15 protein-coding genes are annotated in these 15,794 nt (G+C 64.1%); 7 read left to right on the forward strand and 8 right to left on the reverse strand.

Translation table 11 applies throughout. From position 1 onward, the window contains the following. Positions 1 to 37 precede the first annotated feature (37 nt). A complete protein-coding gene (locus P353_RS20580; protein ID WP_034373772.1) occupies positions 38 to 1,636 on the reverse strand; it encodes an AMP-binding protein in 1,599 nt (532 codons plus the stop codon). Between the two features lie 165 nt (positions 1,637 to 1,801). On the opposite strand from P353_RS20580, the gene P353_RS20585 reads away from it, so the two are divergent. Both P353_RS20585 and P353_RS20590 read left to right on the forward strand, forming a co-directional pair. Then, positions 1,802 to 2,590 (forward strand): TetR/AcrR family transcriptional regulator, encoded by a 789-nt coding sequence (locus tag P353_RS20585; protein WP_052084952.1) that lies wholly within the window; start codon positions 1,802 to 1,804, stop codon positions 2,588 to 2,590. A gap of 47 nt (positions 2,591 to 2,637) precedes the next feature. Further along, positions 2,638 to 3,885, forward strand: coding sequence for a branched-chain amino acid ABC transporter substrate-binding protein (locus P353_RS20590; RefSeq protein ID WP_034373775.1), 1,248 nt, complete (start codon positions 2,638 to 2,640; stop codon positions 3,883 to 3,885). Between the two features lie 164 nt (positions 3,886 to 4,049). On the opposite strand, the gene P353_RS20595 is transcribed toward P353_RS20590, so the two are convergent. Further along, positions 4,050 to 4,781: a YggS family pyridoxal phosphate-dependent enzyme gene (locus tag P353_RS20595; RefSeq protein ID WP_034373778.1), complete on the reverse strand. Its 732-nt coding sequence runs from the start codon at positions 4,779 to 4,781 to the stop codon at positions 4,050 to 4,052. 37 nt (positions 4,782 to 4,818) lie between these two features. Between P353_RS20595 and P353_RS20600 the strand changes: the two genes are divergently transcribed. The 3 genes from P353_RS20600 to P353_RS20610 all read left to right on the forward strand — a co-directional run bounded on the left by P353_RS20600 (position 4,819) and on the right by P353_RS20610 (position 8,201). Continuing rightward, entirely contained in the window at positions 4,819 to 5,862 is a 1,044-nt protein-coding gene (locus tag P353_RS20600; RefSeq protein WP_003073812.1) for a type IV pilus twitching motility protein PilT, read from the forward strand. Positions 5,863 to 6,008: 146 nt separating this feature from the next. Then, the gene (locus P353_RS20605) at positions 6,009 to 7,145 is read left to right on the forward strand and encodes a PilT/PilU family type 4a pilus ATPase (RefSeq protein ID WP_034373781.1); all 1,137 of its coding nucleotides are present in this window, start codon (positions 6,009 to 6,011) and stop codon (positions 7,143 to 7,145) included. Between the two features lie 144 nt (positions 7,146 to 7,289). Beyond that, a complete protein-coding gene (locus P353_RS20610; protein ID WP_034373784.1) occupies positions 7,290 to 8,201 on the forward strand; it encodes an NAD(P)-dependent oxidoreductase in 912 nt (303 codons plus the stop codon). 62 nt (positions 8,202 to 8,263) lie between these two features. Here P353_RS20610 and P353_RS20615 read toward each other — a convergent pair whose 3' ends face one another. The 3 genes from P353_RS20615 to P353_RS20625 all read right to left on the reverse strand — a co-directional run bounded on the left by P353_RS20615 (position 8,264) and on the right by P353_RS20625 (position 10,013). Then, positions 8,264 to 8,917, reverse strand: a complete 654-nt coding sequence (locus tag P353_RS20615; protein ID WP_034373786.1) for a BON domain-containing protein — start codon at positions 8,915 to 8,917, stop codon at positions 8,264 to 8,266. Further along, a complete protein-coding gene (locus P353_RS20620) occupies positions 8,914 to 9,522 on the reverse strand; it encodes an SIS domain-containing protein (RefSeq protein ID WP_003068456.1) in 609 nt (202 codons plus the stop codon). The genes P353_RS20615 and P353_RS20620 overlap by 4 nt, the downstream gene beginning before the upstream one ends. An 89-nt stretch (positions 9,523 to 9,611) precedes the next feature. Further along, the gene (locus P353_RS20625) at positions 9,612 to 10,013 is read right to left on the reverse strand and encodes a YraN family protein (RefSeq protein WP_034373788.1); all 402 of its coding nucleotides are present in this window, start codon (positions 10,011 to 10,013) and stop codon (positions 9,612 to 9,614) included. Here P353_RS20625 and rsmI point away from each other — a divergent pair. Beyond that, on the forward strand, positions 10,013 to 10,936 hold the full coding sequence (rsmI, locus tag P353_RS20630; protein ID WP_034373791.1) for a 16S rRNA (cytidine(1402)-2'-O)-methyltransferase: 924 nt from the start codon (positions 10,013 to 10,015) through the stop codon (positions 10,934 to 10,936). The two genes, P353_RS20625 and rsmI, sit on opposite strands and share 1 nt — an antisense overlap. A gap of 111 nt (positions 10,937 to 11,047) precedes the next feature. On the opposite strand, the gene P353_RS20635 is transcribed toward rsmI, so the two are convergent. From P353_RS20635 to P353_RS20645, 3 genes are all read right to left on the reverse strand, one after another. Then, the gene (locus tag P353_RS20635) at positions 11,048 to 12,298 is read right to left on the reverse strand and encodes an Hsp70 family protein (RefSeq protein WP_034374198.1); all 1,251 of its coding nucleotides are present in this window, start codon (positions 12,296 to 12,298) and stop codon (positions 11,048 to 11,050) included. Between the two features lie 118 nt (positions 12,299 to 12,416). Continuing rightward, complete coding sequence (locus P353_RS20640; RefSeq protein ID WP_034373795.1) at positions 12,417 to 13,238, reverse strand: VOC family protein; 822 nt, start codon at positions 13,236 to 13,238, stop codon at positions 12,417 to 12,419. A gap of 23 nt (positions 13,239 to 13,261) precedes the next feature. Beyond that, positions 13,262 to 13,846: an OsmC family protein gene (locus P353_RS20645; RefSeq protein WP_198529108.1), complete on the reverse strand. Its 585-nt coding sequence runs from the start codon at positions 13,844 to 13,846 to the stop codon at positions 13,262 to 13,264. A gap of 221 nt (positions 13,847 to 14,067) precedes the next feature. Here P353_RS20645 and P353_RS20650 point away from each other — a divergent pair, with 221 nt between their 5' ends. Continuing rightward, entirely contained in the window at positions 14,068 to 15,780 is a 1,713-nt protein-coding gene (locus P353_RS20650) for a TIGR04028 family ABC transporter substrate-binding protein (RefSeq protein WP_052084953.1), read from the forward strand. Positions 15,781 to 15,794 lie beyond the last annotated feature (14 nt).

Below are 15,794 nucleotides of genomic sequence, written 5' to 3' on the forward strand. Positions count from 1 at the left end.
ACCAACCAAGGGGTTCACCCGCTTTTGGCGCAAAGATTCAGGGGATGTCCCTGAGCAGGCGGCGCAATACCTTGCCAGCGCCGGTGGCCGGCAAGGCATCGATGAAGCGCACCTCGCGCGGAGCCTTGTAGCTGGCCATGTTTTCCTTGCTCCAGGCCAGCAGCCCGTCCGCCTCCAGGCTTTGCCCGGGCTTGCGCACGATGAAGGCGCGCACGACCTCGCCTTTCTGGGCGTCGGCAACGCCGATCACGGCCGCCTGGGCAATGGCGGGATGCTTGATCAAAATTGTCTCCACCTCCTCGGGGAAGACGCTGTAGCCCGAGACCTTGATCATTTCCTTGAAACGGCCGATGAAGGTCAGATAGCCGTCCGCATCGAACTTGCCCATGTCGCCGGTATGCACCCAGCCGTTCTTGAGGGTCTTGGCCGTGGCCTCGGGCTTGTTCCAGTAGCCCTTGAAGTTGCCCGGGCCGCGAATGATGATTTCGCCCACCTCACCTGCCGCCAGCGGCGCGCCGGTCTCCGGATCTATCACCCGGATCTCGTTGCCCGGCGAGGGCTTGCCATGCGTGCCCCAGCGGATGGCATCGCCGGGCATGAAGGTATCCATGGTGTGGGTTTCCGAGAGGCCGTAGGCCGCCTCGCTGGAGATGGCGTTGGGCGCGAACTGACGCCATTTCTGCGCCAGATCCTCGGTATAGGTGATGCCGAAGCTGGTGACGGTGTTGCGGCGCAGCGCGCTGAAATCCATCTTCTCCACGCCAGGCACCTGCATCAGCGCCACATTCATGGGCGCGATGCTGTACCACCAGCTGACGCGATAGCGCTCCAGCGCCTGCGCCACAGCCAGCGGATCGAAGCGATGCAGCAGCACGCAGGTCGCCCCCGAATGCACAGGCATGTTCACGCCCATGGACATGCCGGCAATGTGATAGAGCGGCGCCACGGCCAGCAGGACATCCTCGGCGCTGACCCCGGTCACCTGGGACGCGCCGGCCGTCTTGTACGCGGCCGCGCCGAAGCTCAGCATGGCGCCCTTGGGCAGGCCCGTGGTGCCGGAGGTATAGGTCATCAGCGCCACCTCATCCATGTCCACCTCGACATGGGAAGGCCTGGCGCCGCTGTGCATGAGATCCCAGAACGACGTCACATCGGCGGGCAGCTGCTGCACGGGGGCCTGCAGCTCGGCAGGCAGGGACAGCGTGGGCGCTGCGGGAAGCCAGTCGCCGTAGCGCACGGCCAGCACATGCCCAAGTGCCGTGCTGCTGCGCACCTTGTCCACCACGGGCAGCAGCACATCGGCCGCGATGATGATCCGGGCCTGCAGATCGTTGAGCTGGTATTCGAGCTCGTGCTCCTTGTTCAGCGGCCCGCAGGGGCACACGATGGCTCCGATCTTCTGCACCGCGTAATGCGCAACGATGTACTGCGGGCAGTTGTTCATGAACAGGGCGACGGGCTCGCCCTGCTTAACGCCCAGCTGCTGCAGATGGGCGGCCACGGCATCGCTGGCCTCATCCATCTGGCGCCAGCTGATGTGCTGGCCGTACCAGATGTAGGCATCGCGCTCGGGGTGGTTGCGCGCGTTGCGGCGCAAGGCCTCATGCAGGGGGATGAGGGTCTCGGATTCAGCCATGGTTGTCTCCTGGGTGTCTCGTATAGACCGAACAGCGGCGCCACTTTGCGGGCGTTCTCAGGGATTGCCTTAGGGCAATCTGCTGCTCGGCGTCTTGTCAATGTATACCTGCCGGTAGAACAATGCTACCCATCGGTATAACGAATGCGACACGCGCAAACCCTCATGTCCGCCCCATCCAGAAAGACCGCCAGAAAGCCGGCCGCCCCCGTGGCGCCGCGCGGCCGCCAGCGCCTGCCCACGGCAGGCTCCGACGAGAAGCGCGAGCGCATTCTCAAGGCCGCCGAAGCCCTGTTCGACCGCTATGGCTATGCCAACACCACCATCGAGCAGATCGTGCAGGCGCTGGGCGTGACCAAGCCCTTTGTCTACTACTACTTCCGCAACAAGCAGGAAATCTTCGAGACCCTGTGCTGGGCTCCGACCGAGGCCTGCTTCACGGTGCTGGACTTTGCGTCCGACGACCCGCGCCCCGCGCATGAAAAAGCCGTGGACGGCCTGCAGCGCCTGATCGCCGCCACCATTGCGCACTACCCGGCGGGCTTTTTCCCCTACCGCGAGCCGCAGGCCTTTAGTCCCGCCTATCTCAAGGCCTCGCGCAATGTGGCCCAGCAGTTCTACAAACAGTTCTGCGCCCTGCTCGACGAAGGCCGCGCCAGCGGGCATTTCGATTTCCGCGACACCCGCATCACGGCCCAGGCGGCCTGCAGTCTGCCGGGCTTTCTCTACAACTGGTACCAGCCCGGCGGCAAGCTGGGGCCGGCCGAGATGGTGGTCGAACTGACCGATCTGGCCTCGCGCGTGCTGGGCCTGCGCAATCCTGCACCTGCACCTGCACCTGCTCCTGCTCCTGCACCACGCAAGCGCGCGAGCCGCACTGCGCCGCCGCCGCAAGACCCTTCGCCCCCCAGGCGCCGCAAGAGCGCTTCCTCCACCAGCAACAACGCCAGCTGAGAGCCCCAGAGGCCAAGGCGCCATTCCAACTCCCTGGAGACAAAACCATGTCCGTTCGCTTCTCAGCCATTGCGCTGGCCGCCGGTCTTTGCGCCGGCAGCGTATCCGCCCAGACGGCAGAGCCGTTCAAGATCGCATTCATCGACCCGCTCTCCGGCCCGTTTGCCAATGTGGGAGAGGTCATGCGCAACCATGTGCTCTATGCCGTCGATGACGTGAACGCCAAGGGCGGCCTCTACAACGGCGCGAAATTCCAGCTGCTGCAGTTCGACAGCAAGCTCTCGGCCCAGGAGAGCCAGAGCGCGCTGCAGGCCGCCATTGACCAGGGCGCACGCGTGGTGGTGACGGGGGGCTCGGGCTCCTCGGTGGTCACGGCCCTGGTGCAGGCGGCATCGCGCTACAACCAGCGCAACCCGGGCAAGGAGGTGCTGATACTCAACCACAGCTCCATCGATCCCGAGCTGACCGGCAAGTCCTGCAGCTTCTGGCATTTCATGTTCGATGCCAACACGGCCATGCGCATGCAGGCCATTGCCAACTACATCAAGACCCAGCCCGAGATCCGCAAGGTCTTTCTGCTCAACCAGGACTATGCCCACGGCAAGCAATGGGCCAGCTTCGGGCGCAGCATGGTCGGCAAGGCAAGGCCAGACGTACAGTTCGTGGGCGAGACCCTGCACCCCATGGGCCGCATCAAGGACTTTGCCCCCTATGTGGCCAAGATCAAGGAAGCCGGAACCGATTCCGTCATCACCGGCAACTGGGGCCAGGATCTGGCTCTGCTGCTCAAGTCCGCAGGTGATTCGGGCTACAACCTGCGCTACTTCAACCATAGCGCAGGCGGCTTTCCGGGCACCGTGACCTCCATTTCCCAGGCCAGGACAGGCCAGGTGACCTGGGTGGCGGAATGGCACCCCGGCATGGCCGACCGCGCCCAGGCCGACGCCCGCGCCAGGGAGTACAAGGCCAGGATGAACCAGGACTTTCTGGCCCCGCGCATGGACCTTGTGCCGCGCATGCTGGCCGCTGCCATGGCCAAGGCCCAGTCCACCGAGCCCGTGAAAATTGCCAAGGCCATGGAAGACATGTCCATGGACACCGTCTTCGGGCCCGTCAAGATGCGCGGCAAGGACCATCAGCTGCTGCTGCCCCAGGTCGTCAACACCATCGCCCCCGTGGACGACAAGCTGGTCAAGACCGGCTGGGAAGGCACGAACTACGGCTTCAGAACCGATGCCATCTATTCAGCGCAGCAGGTCGAGCTGCCGACCGAGTGCCAAATGAAACGGCCTTGAGCACAATCTCCTGTGCGGTATGGCATGGCCTCAGCGGTCTGATACCGGCGCGGACCAACTCAGAGACACCAAGGAAGGGCCGCCCCGCACCGAGGGTGTCGTCCCCCTCCCCTAGCGCGCAGCGCGTAGAGAGAGAGATAGAGAGGGGGAAGCCGCTACGCGGCTCAGGGGGTGGGCGTACCGTAGGTACGCCTTCCAAATACCCCGCTGCCCACGCGCACCATGGTGCTGCCCGCTGCCACGGCGGCCTCCAGATCGCCGGTCATGCCCATGGACAGCGTGTCGAAATGTTCCAGCCCCGCGAGAGCGCTGGACTTTATGGCATAGAAGATGGACGCAGCCCTTTTGTGGACTTCGCACTGCGCTTCGAAATCAGGAGTGTCGTCAGGAATGCTCATGATGCCGCGCAGCTGCAGATTGGGCAGTTTCACCATGGCTTCGGCCAGCTCCAGGGCTTGCTCGGCCATGACGCCGGACTTGGTGGCGCCGCCATCCACATTGACCTGGATGCAGACATTGAGCCGTGCCATGCCCTGCGGACGCTGGGCCGAAAGGCGCTCGGCGATCTTGAGCCGGTCCACGGTCTGAGCCCAGTCGAAATTCTCGGCCACCAGCCGCGTCTTGTTGCTCTGGATGGGGCCTATGCAATGCCATTGCAGCGCCTCGCCGCCCGCCAGCTGCATGGCGCGCACCGCGGCAATTTTCTCCACGGCCTCCTGGATATAGTTCTCGCCGAAGCTGCGCTGGCCGGCCAGCACGGCCTCGCGCACCGCATCCGCGCCAAAAGTCTTGGCAACGGCCAGCAGCTGCACCGATGTCACGGGCCGGCTTGCACTGGCGCAAGCGGCTGCGATGCGGGCATGAATCTGCCCCAGATTGTTTTCAATCGTCGTCATAATTGGCGCCAGAGTATCAAACCAGAGAGGGATCTCCGTGGATATCACGCAATTGCTGGCATTCAGTGTCAAGAACAAGGCTTCGGACTTGCATTTGTCGGCAGGACTGCCACCCATGATTCGCGTCCACGGCGATGTGCGTCGCATCAACATCGATCCGCTGGACCACAAGACCGTGCACGCCATGGTCTACGACATCATGAGCGATGCCCAGCGCAAGCAGTACGAAGAATTTCTCGAAGTGGACTTTTCGTTCGAGATCGAAGGCCTGGCCCGTTTTCGTGTCAACGCCTTCAATCAGAACCGCGGCGCGGCGGCCGTCTTCCGTACCATTCCCAGCAAGATCCTCACGCTGGAGCAGCTCAACGCCCCCAAGATCTTTGCCGACCTGGCCCTGAAGCCGCGCGGCCTGGTGCTGGTGACCGGCCCCACGGGCTCGGGCAAGTCCACCACGCTGGCGGCCATGGTCAACTACCTCAACGAGACCGAGTACGGCCATATCCTGACGGTGGAAGACCCCATCGAATTCGTGCATGAGTCCAAGAAATGCCTGATCAACCAGCGCGAAGTCGGCCCCATGACGCTGTCGTTCGCGGCAGCGCTGAAGTCCGCGCTGCGTGAAGATCCGGACGCGATTCTGGTTGGCGAAATGCGCGACCTGGAAACCATCCGCCTGGCCATGACGGCGGCCGAAACCGGCCACCTGGTGTTCGGCACGCTGCACACCTCGTCGGCGGCCAAGACCATCGACCGTATCATCGACGTGTTCCCGGCCGATGAAAAGGAAATGGTGCGCGCCATGCTCTCCGAGTCGCTGCAGGCCGTGATCTCACAGACGCTTTGCAAGACCAAGGACGGCCAGGGCCGTGTGGCAGCGCACGAGATCATGCTGGGCACGCCCGCCATCCGCAACCTGATCCGCGAGGCCAAGGTGGCACAGATGTACTCCACCATCCAGACCAGCCAGAACATGGGCATGCAGACCCTGGACCAGAACCTGACCGATCTGGTGCGCCGCAACCTCATCAGCCCGGCCGAAGCGCGCAGCAAGGCGAAGATTCCCGAGAATTTCCCGGGATAATGCTTCCCCCCTGAGCGGCTTTGCCGCTTCCCCCCAGGGGGACGACAGCCTTTGCTGCGGGGCGGCCCTTGCTGGCTGTCTCTCGCTTGGGCCGCGCCAGTTTTTTAGAGTGGCCCTTGCTGTTGGCCGCTGGACAAGGAGTGATCATGGAACGCGATCAGGCCAGTAAATTCATCAACGATCTGCTCAAGCTCATGGTCAGCCGCAACGGCAGCGACCTGTTCATCACGGCGGAGTTTCCGCCCGCCATCAAGATCGACGGCAAAGTCACCAAGGTTTCGCCCCAGCCGCTGAGCCAGCTGCATACGCTGGCCCTGGCGCGCTCCATCATGAACGACAGGCAGGTGGCGGACTTCGAGCACACCAAGGAGTGCAACTTCGCCATCTCGCCGGCCGGCGTGGGGCGCTTCCGTGTCAATGCCTTCATGCAGCAGGGCAAGGTCGGCATGGTGCTGCGTACCATTCCCACCACCCTGCCCACGATTGACGGCCTGGGCGTGCCGCAGGTGCTCAAGGAAGTGACCATGACCAAGCGCGGCCTGTGCATCCTGGTCGGCGCGACGGGCTCGGGCAAGTCCACCACGCTGGCTGCCATGGTGGACTGGCGCAATGAGAACTCCTTCGGCCACATCATCACGGTGGAAGACCCCGTGGAATTCGTTCATCCGCACAAGAACTGCGTAGTCACGCAACGCGAGGTGGGGCTGGATACGGACAGCTGGGAAGCGGCACTCAAGAACACGCTGCGCCAGGCGCCCGACGTGATTTTGATGGGCGAAATCCGCGACCGCGAAACCATGGAGCATGCGATTGCGTTCTCTGAAACGGGGCATCTGTGTCTGGCCACACTGCACGCCAACAGCGCCAACCAGGCGCTGGACCGCATCGTCAACTTCTTCCCCGAAGAACGCCGTCCGCAGTTGCTGATGGACGTTTCGCTGAACCTGCGGGCCATCATTTCCCAGCGCCTGATCCCCAAGCAGGACAGCAAGGGCCGTGTAGCCGCCATCGAGGTGATGCTCAACTCGCCGCTGATCGCCGACCTGATCTTCAAGGGCGAGGTCGTCGAGATCAAGGAGATCATGAAGAAAAGCCGCAATATCGGCATGCAGACCTTCGACCAGGCGCTGTTCGACCTGTTCGAGTCCAATCTCATCACCTACGAAGATGCGCTGCGCAATGCAGACTCGGTCAACGACCTGCGTCTACAGATCAAGCTCAACAGCCAGCGCGCCCGGACGCTGGATCTGGCGGCCGGCACCGAACACCTGACCATCGTCTAAGCCCAAGGCGCTGGCATCTCTTCCCACAGGAGGAGCGCGGTTTTTGCTGGGTGGCGGGCCGCCCTGCCCCCTGCTGTCAGCCACGGCCATGCACTCCGGCGCTACCATGATCGAACTGTTTCGCACCAAGTCTTAGAGGATTTCATGAGCACCGCCACCATCGCCTCCCGCAGCTACGCTGCTTGCGCTTCCACTCCTGTGGCCTTTCTGGGCCTGGGTGTCATGGGCTATCCCATGGCCGGGCACCTGGCTGCGGCTGGCCACCAGGTCACGGTCTACAACCGCACGGCGGCCAAGGCCGAGGCCTGGACCGAGGAATTCCCCGGCGGCAGCCATGCGGCCACGCCCCGTGAAGCCGTCAAGGGCGCACGCATGGTCTTCTCCTGCGTGGGCAATGATGACGACCTGCGCTCCATTGTGCTGGGTGACGACGGCGCCTTTGCGGGCATGGAGCCTGGCGCCGTCTTTGTCGATCACACCACGGCCTCGGCCCAGGTGGCACGCGAGCTGTATGCCGAAGCACGCAAACGCGGCCTGCACTTTATCGATGCCCCGGTATCGGGCGGCCAGGCCGGGGCAGTCAACGGCCAGCTCACCGTCATGTGCGGCGGCGATCAGGATGTATTCGATCAGGTTGCCCCGGTGGCTGACGCCTTCTCGCGCGCCTTTACCTATATGGGAGCATGCGGCAACGGACAGCTGACCAAGATGGTCAATCAGATCTGCGTGGCCAGTGTGGTTCAGGGCCTGTCCGAAGCCATTGCCTTTGGTCTGCGTGCCGACCTGGATGTGGAGAAGGTCCTCGACGTGATCGGCAAGGGGGCCGCCCAGAGCTGGCAGATGGACAATCGCGGCAAGACCATGGCCGTGGGAAAGTTCGACTTCGGCTTTGCCGTGGACTGGATGCGCAAGGATCTGGGGCTGGTGCTGGCCGAGGCCCAGCGCAATGGCGCGCGCCTTCCCGTCACCGCGCTGGTGGACCAGTTCTATGCCGATGTACAGGCCATGGGTGGCAATCGCTGGGATACCTCCAGCCTGATTCAGCGCTTGCGCTGAGCCGCTGCGCCATGAAAAAAGCCGGACTCGAGTCCGGCTTTTTTTGTGACCGTCAGTTCGCCTCAGTTCATGCTGGAGCGATCCTCGACCACAGGGGCGGCCTTGGATGTTGCAGCAGCCAGCTCATCTTCGGAGATGACCTCAAACAGGCGCACAACCTTGCTCACATCGTTGACGCCACGGGCAATCTCGGCAGCCCGCTTGGATTCGCGCGGCGTGACTATGCCCATCAGATAGACCACGTTGTTCTCGGTCACGACCTTGATGGCCGAGGATGAAATGTCCTTGGCGTTGACCAGACTGGCCTTGACCTTGGTCGTGATCAGAGAATCCTGGGAGCGCTGACCCAGAGTGGCCGTGAAAGGCACGACCTCGATCTCGTTGTAGACCTGGCGCACGGTGGATTGTTCGCGCACCAGCTTCTCGATGGTCGCCTTGTCCGTCGCATTGCCTGCCTGGCCGGTCAGCAGCACTACACGGTTGTAGCTGGTGGCGCTGACGCGGGCCTTGTCGCCCATCACCTCGCTGATGCGATTGCCGGCACGCAGTTCTATGCCCTGGTCCTCAACCTGAGTGCCGGTGGTGCGCCTGTCCACTGCCGACATGCCCGCCACAGCGGCACCGCCACCCACCAGAGCCACGCAACCGCTCAAGGCACCGCCCAGAGCGGCAACGGTCAGGGCCGCACATGCAACACGGGTCCACTTCAACTTCATAAAGGCATCTCCTGGTCACCAAGCAGTTGAGAGTCCACACCGTCGGCCAGACAGTGCAGGATCAAGGTATGGGTTTCGCGCACGCGCGCCGCACGGTCATGGGGCACGCAGATCAGTACATCGGTCTCGCGCACGGCGGTGGCCAGATTGCCGCCGGTGCGGCCTGTCAAGACCACGGCCATCATGTCGCGCTCGTGGGCGGCTTCCAGGGCCTCCAGCACGGCCGTGTCGTTGCCGGTCACCGACATGAGCAGCAGCAGATCGCCGGGCTGCCCCAGCGCCCGCACCTGACGCGCCAGGTACTGGCTGGCATTGCCGCCCGAGCCCGTGGCTCCCACGCTGCCCAGCAGGCCGCCATCGGAAGTCAGGGCCACGGCCGCCAGCTCGGGACGATCGCGCTCGAACCCTGTCACGCACAGGGAGGCAAATAACTGGGCATCGCTGGCCGAAACACCCGTACCGCAGGCCAACACCTTGCCGCCGCCCGTCACGCAGGCCAGCATGGCCTGTACGGCGGAAGCAATAGGTTGGCTCAGCGCCTGGGCGGCCTGGTACTTCAGGTCGGCACTGTCGATGAAATGCTGTTGAATTCGTTGCTCTAGCATGGAGGCCCGATGATACCCGCCACCTGTTATCTCTTTGGTAGCAAACCGTTATTTGCGCATCAGTGTTGCGCACAACTATGACGCGGCGACTAAAGCGCCTCGAATGCCGCTTGGAGCCACTCTATGCGCATCTGGTTCCCGCAGCTGTCGACCAGCACCACATCAAAGCGGCATGGCGGCGCTGCCGCAAGCCTCATCAGATAGTGCCTGGCGGCCAGCACGATGCGCTGCTGCTTGAGGCGGCCGATGCTGCCGGCGGCACCGCCGAAGCGCTCGGTGTTGCGGCTGCGGACTTCGACGAACACCAAAGACCCGTCGCGGTCACGCAGGATCAGGTCGATTTCGCCGCCACCACGGCCCTGCGTCCGATAATTGCGCTCGACAAGCTTCAGGCCCCGCGCCAGCAAATGGGCCAACGCGGCATCCTCGGCCTGCTGCCCGCGTGCGGTTGTGCTTTGCGCCGGCTTGGGCCGCTTTCCAAGGAAATCCATTGACTACCTCTTTCGCCTCTGCACTGACTGCCGCACATGACGCGGCCGCTTCCCAGCATTATCCGCAGGCAGCCCTGTATGTGGTGGCGACGCCGATTGGCAATCTGGCCGACATCAGCCTGCGCTCGCTGCATGTGCTGCAGATCGTGGACTGCATCGCCTGCGAAGACACGCGCCACACCCAGGGCCTGCTGCGCAGTTACGGGCTGGACCGCCCCGGCAACCAGTTGCTGGCCGTGCATCAGCACAACGAGGCAGAAGCCGCCCAGCAGGTGATCGAGCGCCTGCAGCAAGGCCAGCGCGTCGCCTATGTCAGCGATGCAGGCACACCCGGCGTCAGCGACCCGGGCGCGCGTCTGTGCGCGGCGCTGCAGGCCGTGGGCCTGCGCAGCATTCCGCTGCCCGGCGCCAGCAGCGTGACATCGGCCATCAGCGTGGCCGGTGCCGTCACGCCGGCACAGGGCGAAAGCGGTTTTGTGTTTGCCGGCTTCTTGCCCACCAAGAATGCCGAACGGCTGGCCGCCGTGCAAAAACTGGCCGACCAGCCGCGTTGCACCGTGCTGCTCGAAGCCCCGCACCGCATCATCGAGCTGGCCCAGGCACTGGCCTTGCTGGGCGAGCGTCGCGTCACGCTGGCGCGCGAAATCACCAAGCAGTTTGAAGATATCGCGAGCATGCCGGCCCACGAGCTGGCAGCCTGGCTGCAGGCCTCGCCACAGCGAGTCAAGGGCGAGTTCGCCATCGTGCTGCACCCCGTGACGGTGCAGCAGGAGTCAGGCGAGGCCGAGCGTGTGCTCAAGCTGCTGCTGGCCGAGTTGCCGACCAAGACGGCAGTGAAGCTGGCCGCCGAAATCACGGGCGCCAGCCGCAACACGCTCTACGACCGTGCGCTGGAGCTCAAGCGAGCCGCCGAAGAAGAATAAGCACTTGAACCGGGCGCGGTACAAACCGGAGACGCCTGGCAAGGACCGCTCCGACGCACCGCTGCCGCCCCCCTTGGGGGAAGCCACGTAGCGGCTCAGGCGGCTTCAGGCTCAGGCATAGGCCAGACCGGTGGCCACGCCGCCGAACAGGTCGCCTTCGACCTGAGGCACATCGGGGAAAGCAACGCGCAGCGCATCGCGCAGGGTTCGCAGGGCCGACGAGCCGCCGGTCAGATAGATGGCGTCTGGTGCCGCCACGCCGGCCTGGCGCACACAGTCCTGCGCACATTCAACGACCTGCAGCAGCAAGGCCTGCAACTGCTCCTGCAGAACCTCCGGGGAGATGGCCGCCGGCAGGTCTTGCTCCAGCCAGTCCAGAGCTATGACCGAGGCCGCATGGCTTTGCGAAGCCGCAATCTTGGCCTGCTCCACCGCATCGGCCAGCCTATGGCCTTCACGCCAATCCAGCACCTTCATCAGGCGCTGGTGCAGTTGCGGATCGCTGTAATCGCTCTTGAGACCGCGTGCCGAAGCCAGGGCCTTGGCCGTGTACAGCCACTGGATCAGATGCCAGGTGGAGAGATCGAAGAACACGCTGCTGGGTACCTCACGCCCGCTGGGGCCGATGTGCTTGTAGCCCAGCAGCGGCATGACCTGGGCCACATTGAGGCGATGGTCGAAATCCGTGCCTCCGATATGCACGCCGGTGGTGGCAAGAATGTCCTGGGTGCGGTCTGCATGTCCTGCCTGTTGCGGGCCCAAACGCACCACCGTGAAGTCCGAGGTGCCACCGCCGATATCGACCACCAGCACCAGTTGCTCCTCGCTCAGGCGCTGTTCGTAATCCAGTGCCGCCGCAATCGGCTCCAGCTGGAAGCTGACTTCTCCCAGGCCGGCGGCGCGCGCCGCAGCGGCCAGCGCATCCTGCGCCTGACGGTCTCGCTGCGGGTGCTCGTCGACAAAATGCACGGGACGCCCCAGCACCACACGCTCGGGAAGACGTCCGTCCAGCGCCTGGCGCGCCTGGTCGGCCACGCGCTTGAGAAAGATCGCGATGATGTCCTGGTAGCTGACAAGCTGCTCGTGCACCGCAGTCTTTTCCAGCAAAAGGCTGCTGCCCAGCAGGCTTTTGAGGGAACGCATCAGACGCCCTTCCTCGCCTGCCAGATACTGCTGCATGGCATCGCGGCCGAAATGCGTGCTGTGCTCTTCGGTATTGAAGAACAGCGCCGTGGGCATGCCGGTGGCCGCCCCTTCCAGGGGCAGCAAAGCGGCGGTCTTGCCAGGCAGGCGATAGGCAGCGGCAGAGTTGGACGTTCCGAAATCGATGCCCAGAGTGGCAGGCGTTTTAGCTGTGGTCATGAAAGGCAGCGCTGCACCGCGCCGGCCCGCAAAGGCTGCCGCGGCCGCAACGAAAACGCCCACCGAAGTGGGCATGGGTGTCAGCAGGGGCGCTATTCTAGCGCCCCTGTTATTGGACCTAGGCGGCGGCGGTTTCCACCTCGATCCCGGAATGCTGTGCCAGCTCAAGGCGCACCCCGTGGGTGGCGACCTCGTCAAGTGCCCCTGCTGATGCCTGCTGCGGCACCGACAGCACGACCGCATAAGGGCCTTCGCCGCGCGTGGCCAGTCTTTGGGCCAGAGGGCCCTGCGCCTGGACGGGAGCGGCCAGCACCAGCTCGGTGGAGCCCAGACCCAGCGACACCTGCTGCGTGCTGCCGTCGGCCGAGACCCTCAGCGGGCCGACGCTCACTGCATCGCCGAGCAATGCCCGCCAGCGCGCCAGGCTGGCCTGCAGATCCTTCACCACCACATCCAAGCGGGCCACGCCGGTTGCGCCATTGGGATGCACGCGGGCCTGGCCTTCAGGCACGCGCAGGGCACGCGGCGTCAGGTCGCCACACAGAAACGGCAGGTCCGGGCTTGGAGGGCGTGCATTGCGCCAGCGTAGCTGCTCTCCATCGGGACGCAGACGCCCGCCCTCATAAGGGGCTTCATAGCCCAGGCCGCGCGCCTGGGCCGCCGCCACCACGGCGCCAGTCTCAGTGGGCAGCAGCGCGAAGTCGACTAGGCCCTCGCCGTGCTGCTGCAACTGCTGCCACCAGCGCTCCTCGGGCGCTGCGGCACGCCAGGCAATGAGTTCGAAATAGGCCCCGTCGGCAAAAACCACCAGGGCGTTGTGCGTGGAGCGGCCCGGGTGCTCGCCGCCGCGCAGCACATTGAAACCCAGGGACTGGTAGTCGGCAATCGTGCGCTCCAGGTCCTGGACCGCGATGACGATATGGTCGAGTGGCAAGCTCATGCAAAAGTCTTTCCAAAAGGTTCTCAGGCCGCCAGGCGCTCGGGCGCGCTGGAGTCGGTATGGCGCACCTCGGCGCGGATGGACTGGGGGTTGCGCAGCAGGTTCAGGATGGGGCAGGTTCTCTCCACGGCCTCGAACAGCGCATCGATCTCGGCGCGGCTGGCCGGCGAATCGATATGCACGGTATAGCCGATCTCGTGCGGCCAGATCGGCGTCGTCTCGTGGCCGGGCTTGCCGCCGCGCGGGTCTATGACGCCCGTGACCTCGACCTCCAGGCTCTCCAGCGGCACCTGGCGCTCCGCCGCCTGGATCAGAAAGATATGGGTCACGCAGGTGCCCAGCACGCCCAGCTGCAGCTCAGGCGAGCTCGGCCCCAGGTTGTATCCCGCGAAGTCGGGTGGGCTGTCGCTGATGACCTGGTGCTCGCGGATGCGCAGACGGCGCACTCCGCTGCGCCCCTCGGCACGCACGCTGGCCTTGAGTCTGGCGGCCTGGGCCGTGCCCGCCGCAATGGCGGCACTGCGTGCCAGCACGGCCGCGCGTTTTTCGGAAAGATATTCGTTGAGATGACTCATGAGCGGGCTTTCGATAAAGGAATGCCAGGCCATTGTTGTGAGAGCGGCACGCCGGACCAACAAAGGAATTCGTCTGCGCTTATGCGCTTAGCAAATATGCAGGCTCGCGCCTCTTAGTTGTTTTTCGAATAACGATGCTACTCAATATATGAACACGAATATTTGGCGTCGATAGCATGAGAACCATGAATCCGGTCAGCCGCTGCGGCAATGCGTCCGGAACCTGAGTTTTCAACGCCATGTGGCGACGAGGTATGAACGTGTTTTTCCCTTCGCAGACGGATCCGTCGATAAAACAGCCAGTGAACAAGTCGGCCAAACGCCGCGCTCTATGGGCCGCAGTGGCAGTGCTGACGGGCAGCATGCTGCTGGCTGGCTGCTCCAGGCAATCCGGCACGGCCCAGGCCGATGCATCGGCCAAGCCGACTCAGGGCGGCACCCTGGTCTACCTGGAACAGCAGGCACATACCAATCTCTATCCGCCTGCCGGGGGCTTTTATCCCAACGGCGGCGTGCTCAACCAGATCACGGACAAGCTGACCTACCAAGACCCCGAGACGCTGGAGATCCAGCCCTGGATCGCCGAGTCCTGGACCGTGAACGCCGATGCCACCGAGTACAGCTTCAAGCTGCGCTCCGGTGTGAGCTTCTCGGACGGATCGCCGCTGGACGCGGCCGCCGTGGCGCGCAACTTCGACACCTACGGTCTGGGCAACAAGGCGCTCAAGCAGCCGGTTTCCGAGGTCATCAACAACTATGAGCGCAGCGAAGTCGTCGATCCGCTGACCGTGAAGTTCTTCTTCAAAAAGCCCTCGCCGGGCTTTCTCCAGGGCACTTCGGTGATCGGCTCGGGCCTGGTCTCGCCGGCCACGCTGGATCGTCCGTTCGAGGAGCTTGGCGATGCCACGCGCATCATAGGTTCGGGCCCCTTCGTAGTGGCCAGCGAGACCCTGGGCAAGGAGCTGGTGCTCAAGGCGCGCCAGGACTACAGCTGGGGTCCGGCCAAGCTGGCCCACCAGGGCCGCGCACGCCTGGATGAAGTCAAGTTCATCGTCACGCCCGAGGACAGCGTGCGCATAGGCGCGCTGCTGGCCGGCCAGGCCGGTTTCATCCGCCAGGTCCAGGCCTATGACGAAAAGCGCGTGGAGCAACAGAAGTTCACCATCTACGCGCCGTCCACGCGCGGCGTGAACAACAGCATCGCCATCCGCCCCGACAACGCCCTGGTGGCCGACCTCAAGGTGCGTCAGGCCCTGCTGCATGGCACCAATACCAAGGAGATCGTGGAAACCCTGTTCTCGCCGCGCTACCCGCAGGCACGTTCGGTGATCGCCTCCACGGCAGCTGGCTATGTAGACCTGTCGGCCAAGCTGGTCTTTGACGAGGCCAGGGCCAGGCAATTGCTCGACGAGGCCGGCTGGAGCCTGGGCGCCAACGGCTTGCGCCAGAAGAACGGCCAGGACTTCGTGCTCTCGACCTACGAATCCCTGCCCCAGCCGCAGAACAAGGAGACCTTGCAGCTGGTGGCCCAGCAATGGGCCAGGCTGGGCATCAAGCTCAATGTGCTGGCCGGAGACTCGGGCAGTCGCACGGTGGACACACTGGACCCCGACAAGACCGGCGTGCTGCCGGGCATGGTGGGCCGCGCCGATCCTGACGTGATCAAGAGCAATTACTACCCGAGCAATCGCAATGTGCTGCTGCAAAAAGGCGGTGTGAGCCAGAAGGTCAAGTCCTTCGAGGACAGCAAGCTCAACCACCTGTTCGATGCCATCGCTGCCGAGACCGATGCCAACCGGCGCCTGGCGCTGACCGGCGAGGTGCAGAACTATCTGATCGACCAGGCCTATGTGATCCCGATCTTCGAGGAGCCCCAGGCCTTCGCGGGTGCGACCTGGGTGCGTGAAGTGGGCTTCGAGGCCGTGGGCCGCCCCAGCTTCTACAGCACCTGGCTGGTCAAGCGCTGACAAAGGAATCGCCC

Origin of the sequence: Comamonas testosteroni (assembly GCF_000761245.1) — a bacterium.
In the GTDB taxonomy this organism is placed as follows: Bacteria; Pseudomonadota; Gammaproteobacteria; order Burkholderiales; family Burkholderiaceae_C; genus Comamonas; species Comamonas testosteroni_C.